This is a genomic window from Nocardia sp. CWNU-33 (assembly GCF_046764895.1).
GTDB lineage: Bacteria > Actinomycetota > Actinomycetes > Mycobacteriales > Mycobacteriaceae > Nocardia.
Map to the genome: position 1 here is coordinate 23,182 of NZ_JBKOQN010000043.1, position 6,484 is coordinate 29,665.

Annotated in this window: 5 protein-coding genes and 1 pseudogene; 4 read left to right on the plus strand and 2 right to left on the minus strand. The window is 64.0% G+C overall.

The annotated features are described in order from the left end of the window. The first annotated feature begins 101 nt into the window (after nt 1–101). Complete coding sequence (locus ACLMAL_RS34755; protein ID WP_412002945.1) at nt 102–845, plus strand: hypothetical protein; 744 nt, start codon at nt 102–104, stop codon at nt 843–845. Between the two features lie 642 nt (nt 846–1,487). Further along, nucleotides 1,488–1,640, plus strand: a complete 153-nt coding sequence (locus ACLMAL_RS34760; RefSeq protein WP_412002946.1) for a hypothetical protein — start codon at nt 1,488–1,490, stop codon at nt 1,638–1,640. A 283-nt stretch (nt 1,641–1,923) separates the two neighbouring features. Here ACLMAL_RS34760 and ACLMAL_RS34765 read toward each other — a convergent pair whose 3' ends face one another. Beyond that, nucleotides 1,924–2,925, minus strand: a complete 1,002-nt coding sequence (locus tag ACLMAL_RS34765) for a hypothetical protein (RefSeq protein WP_412002947.1) — start codon at nt 2,923–2,925, stop codon at nt 1,924–1,926. A gap of 123 nt (nt 2,926–3,048) precedes the next feature. Beyond that, complete coding sequence (locus ACLMAL_RS34770) at nt 3,049–3,822, minus strand: IPT/TIG domain-containing protein (protein ID WP_412002948.1); 774 nt, start codon at nt 3,820–3,822, stop codon at nt 3,049–3,051. Nucleotides 3,823–4,021: 199 nt separating this feature from the next. On the opposite strand from ACLMAL_RS34770, the pseudogene ACLMAL_RS34775 reads away from it, so the two are divergent. Both ACLMAL_RS34775 and ACLMAL_RS34780 read left to right on the plus strand, forming a co-directional pair. Continuing rightward, nucleotides 4,022–4,210, plus strand: a pseudogene (locus ACLMAL_RS34775) (IPT/TIG domain-containing protein); the annotation flags it as partial. Beyond that, a partial coding sequence (locus ACLMAL_RS34780) for a beta strand repeat-containing protein (RefSeq protein WP_412002968.1) occupies nt 4,211–6,484 on the plus strand: 2,274 nt, incomplete at its 3' end.

The window sequence follows — 6,484 nt, forward strand, 5'->3', positions numbered from 1 at the left end:
ATCGAACGAGAAGATGATGCCCAGGCGAGAGAACTGGCAGAATTACATACAGAATCACGCATCCGCCGCCTCGTTGCCCTACGTTTGGAGCTCCGTGATCGATGAAGGAGACCGATAGCTTTCCGGCCCCGGTGACCGTCGAGTCGCTCGCTTCTGCTGTCGCAAGACTGGCCGACGAGATCTACCTGTCGCTAGCAACCATCGGGACCGCGCTGACGACCCTGTGGGATGGTCTCACCGAGAAGCTGGTGTCCGCTCCTCGGTCGACTGATCTAGCACCGCTGCGCGAGACCATTGTCGGAGAGCTCGAGCGGCGTGGGAATCTGTTCGACGGCGCAGGCGTTGTGTTGGCCGACGGCCTTCTCGTGGATCAGCCCCGGCATCTGGAATGGTGGCTTCTGGACGTGCAACGCGGACCGCGACGCCTGATGCTCGAATTGAATCCGCAGAGTGAATACTTCTACGACTACACCGGAATGGACTGGTTCGTGATCCCGCGCGACCAGGGTAAGCGGTGGGTGGACGGGCCGCACCGCGATTACGCGTGCACCAATCGGTGCGTGTGTACGTTCGCGATACCGGTCACGACCACATCGGGAGCCTTCCTCGGAATCGCTGGTGCCGATGTGTCGGCTGCCTCGATCGAGGAGGTCCTGCTTCCGCGTTTCCAGGTATTCGGTCAGCGGCTAGTGCTGGTCAACAGCGAAGGCTGCGTCATTATGGGGACCGATTCCGAATTCACGACCGGGTCCAAGATGAGCCGGACGGACCGATCTGCTGCGGCAGTGCCGATCGAGGCGATGCCCTGGTTGTTGCAGCCGCTGGGATCCATGGGGTCCCACTGACGCGCAGCACACTACCTACCGATATCGCGGCGATCTCGGTGAGTCGTGAGCAACAGGACGATGCCTCGAGAGCTCCCGGTGGTGGTGAGGGGTTGATTCGAGCGTGCCTAGAGCGTGCCAAGACGGGCCGATACAAGGCGGACAGGCCAAGACGAGCCGGACGTTGAAATGCCTCTGACCTGGACGGGAGAGGATCACGCGGACACCCTGGGACGACTACCAGTTCCCTGGGGGGCAAGTGGTCGCAGGTTCAAATCCTGTCATCCCGACCAGGTCAGAGGCGGTTTTCCGCTCTCTGTTCGACATTTTCAACTCCTCCCGCGTGCCTAGGGGTAGGCAAGCGGGCCTTTGGCGTGAGTGTGCACAGCGAGCGAGCTCGGGTCGACTCTCATCGTCTGCTGGCGGGCGTGCGCGAGGACGACTGGGGCAAGCCGTCGGACGGAACACGCTGGACCAACGAGCAGCTGTTGTTCCACATGGTGTTCGGCTACATGATCGCGCGGAAACTGCTGATCCTGGTGCGTGTGTTCGGGCGACTGCCCGACCCGGTGGGTCGAGGCTTCGCGCGCGTCCTCGACGTGGCGACACCGCCGTTCCACCTACGGTTCTTGTCTTGCCGCGCTCATATACAACCGGCGACGGATGGGTGCCGAACTCGACCGGGTGATCGGCTCGTTGCGGCGTTCACTGCAACACGATCGCGACAGCAACTTCACGCGCGGCATGCACTACCCGACCCGATGGGATTCCTACTTCGCCGATTTCATGAACGGCACGCCATTCGCGTTCCGTTGACATCGACGACCCGGCCCGCTGGGGTCGATGGGCAGTGCCCTGCTGTCCGATCCGCGCCGACGATATCCAGCACCGCAAGATGGTTTCACGGCGCAAGGCCTGAATGGACCGTCCATCCCGAGGAAGCCATCATGGCACACCGCGCCTCCATCGCCCGCCGCCGACAGCTGCGCCCAGCGAGGAATACCGCCGACCCACCGATCCTACGGAACCAGCTGCATCCGGTTTTCCTTACGCCATGGGCGATGTCCGCGGTGGACAGCCCAGCGACTGCGAAGCCAACTCATGCACTCTCGTGCGATTTCATCAGCAAATTCTCCAAGCTGACCATCTGGTCGGAGTACGTGCGGACGCCGATGACCGCCACGAACTCACGATCACCGGCACGCTGCTGGAGGGAACTCCAATAGTTGGCAAGAAACCAACCCGCACCGGAGGTGCCTCGCGGGCCCATACCCGCGCAAATTATCCAGTATCGGTCGGGGTGCAGATCCGGGCTCGGTCGTACCCGCGCGATGATGCCGATGTTGCGGTCGTCGCTCGATTCATACCGGCTTCCATCAGCCAGCTCCAGGTGCTCCAGGTAGGGAGCAGGACTGTCGCGGATGGTGAACAGCGGGCGCTCGACGCTTGCGAGATACACATGGGTGCAGTCGTTGCTGCTCAGTCCGAAACTGATGTACGGGCGGTCGCAGTGCGAGACGGTGTCGCGGTCGCTCTGGAAGTCGATCGGAATGTTGGTGTGGCGCTGAAGCAGGGAGAACACGTACAGCAGTCCGCGAATATCGTTCTCCGTCAGCATGACCGGGACGTCGATGTGATGTCGACTCGTGAACGCACTGGCCTTCCTCTCGAATATGCGCTGAAGGGGAATCTTCGCCGCCTGGAGTGCGTCCACAGACCGGCTCGTCAGCTCGAAGGTCGGGTATACCAATGTCGTGCCGTTAGCGACCATCTCAGGCCCGAGGAACGCCTCGAGCTCGATGTCGGTGGATGGCAGACCTACCTCGTGCGATCGAGTACCTGCTGGTGCGGAGTTGGCCATCTGAAACAATCCTTCGACCGTCCAGCCCGGGAACATCCTGGCGAGCACCCGGCAGTGATAGTCGCGGGGAAGCCCGATCATCCGGCCCGATAGCCACTGGTAGTACTGCGCCTTCGCCGGCCCATGCCCCGGGGGAATGATCGGGTCCAGCTGCGCGGCGCACCTATCGTATGCGGCCAGAAACTCCGGATGACTCTTGAGATGCCGCTCCGCCAGCAGCATCTTCAATACCGTCGCCAATGAAAACCCCCTTTGCCCCTGCAACCTCCGTCTATGGTGTGACGGATTCTGCGCTATCCGCTCAACCTCGACGCGACTGGGCCCGTCGGCAACACCCCACCGACGGCCCAGTCACGTCAGCCGTCAGACGTAGGTGTAGGAGACGCCGTTGCTGACTCCACCCGCTGTCGTCGCGGTGACCGACACAGTTCCTGTCCCTGCGGGGGCAACCGCCGTGAGCTGCGTAGCGGAGTTGACGGTGAAGACGGTCGTGGTGGTGCCGAACCGCACGGTGAGGGCGCCGGTGAACCCGGTACCGGTAATCGTGACACTGGTACCCCCGTCGTGGGACCCGAGGTTGCGGAGAAGAAGGTGATGGTAGGCATGGTGGTGCCTCCTTCGTTTCGTGGTACCTCTGCACCGGGGGGTGCCCCCGAATCTCATAGTGGCCCGGCTCTTTCCATTAACACCCCTGGACCGGCACCTGGGCAATGAGACGCCCGATCCGGTTTCGTCCGTTTTCGGATTGTCGCCGGGACGTTGCCGGTGGTGACGCTTCGGGCAGGCAGGCCCTGTCAGGCATTGCCGCAGCGGCGTTTTCGTTGGTGCGGTGGTGCCGTCGGTGTGGCGGCGCCGGAGGTCGGTCGCCGATGACTTCGGTAACTGCGGAGAGCGGCGACCTCGTCGAGGGTCTTCCATCGCAGACTCGAGCCCGAGGCTCGCGTCACCGTTTGCGCAAACCTGCCCGACCCAGCGCTCTGTAACGCGAAAATAGCCCCGGCAGTGTCCAGCCCAGGAGGGCCTACGTGTTACAGGAACAGTTCGGGCGGGTCCTCGGATTCTCAACTGGCGCGCATGCCTAGCCATTTCCTTTTCCCACTCACGGTGTGCCCGTAACGCCATCCAGAACTCGCCCATCTGCTGGCTCTGCGAAATAGCGAGGTCGCTCAGTACCTTCGCGGCGTCTGAACGGATACAAACCGGACGAAAACGGACCGGGGATGCATTGCTGAAGTGCCGCCGCTGGTGGGTTACTGGGGATAAGCGGTTGTAACGGCTATGCCTGTGCTGGTGCGGGAGAGCCTTTTTCACTAATCACTGGTTAGAAGGTAAAAAGATGCCACCTGTAATCACCTCGCTGACACCCTCTTCCGGCCCTGCAGCGGGTTTCAACTCGGTAATCATCACCGGCTCCGGATTCAGTGGTGTCGGTCCCGTGGCTGTCCGGTTCGGCACGACGGCAACGACATTCACCATCAACTCCAATACCCAGATCACCGCCATCGCTCCGCCTGGAACCGGCACGGTGAACGTCACCGTACAGGCACTGCTGGATGGCACGAGCAACCCGCTGCCCTACACCTATGCTGGGGTTCCTACCTTGACCAGCATCAGTCCGGCTTCGGGGTCGGCGGCTGGTGGTACGACGGTCGTGCTGACCGGGACGAATCTGACCGGTGCGACCGCGGTGAGTTTCGGTGGTACCCCGGCGACTTCGTTCACCGTGAACTCGTCGACGCAGATCACGGCGGTGGCGCCTGCCCATTCAGTCGGGACGGTGCTGGTCAAGGTCACCACAGCCGGCGGAACGAGCAACGGTGTCTCCTTCACCTACGTTGCGGTGCCCACGCTGACCACGGTGGTGCCCAACGCCGGTCCGGTGACCGGCGGCACCACGGTCGTGCTTACCGGGACGAATCTGACGGGTGCGACCGCGGTGAGTTTCGGTGGTACACCGGCGACTTCGTTCACCGTGAACTCGTCGACGCAGATCACCGCCGTTGCCCCCGCAGGTGCGGCCGGAACGGTATCGGTCACCGTCACCACGGCCGGCGGAACGAGCAACGGGGTCTCCTACACCTACGTCGCGGTGCCGACACTGACCGCCGTCGCCCCGAACGCTGGTCCGGTGGCCGGTGGGACGACGGTCGTGCTGACCGGGACGAATCTGACAGGTGCGACCGCGGTGAGTTTCGGTGGCACGCCGGCGGCTTCGTTCACGGTCAACTCGTCGACGCAGATCACGGCGGTGACGCCCGCCCATTCAGTCGGGACGGTACTGGTCACCGTCACCACCACGGGTGGCACCAGTAACGGCGTCGCGTTCACCTACGTCGCGGTGCCGACACTGACCGCTATCGCCCCGAACGCTGGTCCGGTGACTGGCGGGACGACGGTCGTGCTGACCGGGACGAATCTGACAGGTGCGACCGCGGTGAGTTTCGGTGGTACCCCGGCGGCTTCGTTCACGGTCAACTCGTCGACGCAGATCACGGCGGTGACGCCCGCCCATTCAGTCGGGACGGTACTGGTCACCGTCACCACCACGGGTGGCACCAGTAACGGGGTCTCCTACACCTACGTCGCGGTGCCGACACTGACCGCCATCGCCCCGAACGCGGGTCCGGTGACCGGCGGGACGACGGTCGTGCTGACCGGAACAGGTCTGACCGGCGCGACCGCGGTGAGTTTCGGTGCCACACCGGCGACGTCGTTCGTCGTTAACTCTGCCACGCAGATCACCGCTGTCGCCCCCGCCGGGACAGCAGGGACGGTGTCGGTCACGGTCACCACCGCGGGTGGCACCAGTAACGGGGTCTCCTACACCTACGTCGCGGTGCCGACACTGACCGCCGTCGCCCCGAATGCTGGTCCGGTGGCCGGTGGGACGACGGTCGTGCTTACCGGGACGAATCTGACGGGTGCGACCGCGGTGAGTTTCGGTGGTACACCGGCGACTTCGTTCACCGTGAACTCGTCGACGCAGATCACCGCCGTCGCCCCCGCAGGTGCGGCCGGAACGGTATCGGTCACCGTCACCACGGCCGGCGGAACGAGCAACGGGGTCTCCTACACCTACGTCGCGGTGCCGACACTGACCGCCGTCGCCCCGAACGCTGGTCCGGTGGCCGGCGGGACGACGGTCGTGCTGACCGGGACGAATCTGACAGGTGCGACCGCGGTGAGTTTCGGTGGCACACCGGCGACGTCGTTCACCGTGAACTCCGCCACCCAGATCACTGCCGTCGCCCCCGCCGGGTCGGCTGGGACGGTGTCGGTCACCGTCACCACGGCCGGTGGCACCAGTAACGGGGTCTCCTTCACCTACGTCGCGGTGCCCACCCTCACCACAATTGCCCCGAACGCGGGTCCGGTGGCTGGCGGGACGACGGTTGTGCTGACCGGAACAGGTCTGACCGGTGCGACCGCAGTGAATTTCGGTGCTACACCGGCGACTTCGTTCGTCGTGGACTCCGCCACGCAGATCACTGCCGTCGCTCCCGCAGGCACGGCAGGGACGATACTGGTCACGGTCACGACCGTGGGTGGCACCAGTAACGGCGTCTCCTTCACCTACGTCGCGGTGCCGACGCTGACTACGGTGGTGCCCAACGTGGGTTCGGTGACCGGTGGGACCACGGTTGTGCTGACCGGAACGAATCTGACCGGAGCGACCGCAGTGAATTTCGGTGCTACACCGGCGACTTCGTTCGTCGTGGACTCCGCCACGCAGATCACTGCCGTCGCTCCCGCAGGCACGGCAGGGACGATACTGGTCACGGTCACGACCGTGGGTGGC

Bases quoted from the DNA above. Each gene is read 5' to 3' on its own strand.
- ACLMAL_RS34755 (WP_412002945.1), top strand. From the start codon at position 102: ATGAAGGAGACCGATAGCTTTCCGGCCCCGGTGACCGTCGAGTCGCTC.
- ACLMAL_RS34760 (WP_412002946.1), top strand. From the start codon at position 1,488: ATGGGTGCCGAACTCGACCGGGTGATCGGCTCGTTGCGGCGTTCACTG.
- ACLMAL_RS34770 (WP_412002948.1), bottom strand. From the start codon at position 3,822: ATGGGCGAGTTCTGGATGGCGTTACGGGCACACCGTGAGTGGGAAAAG.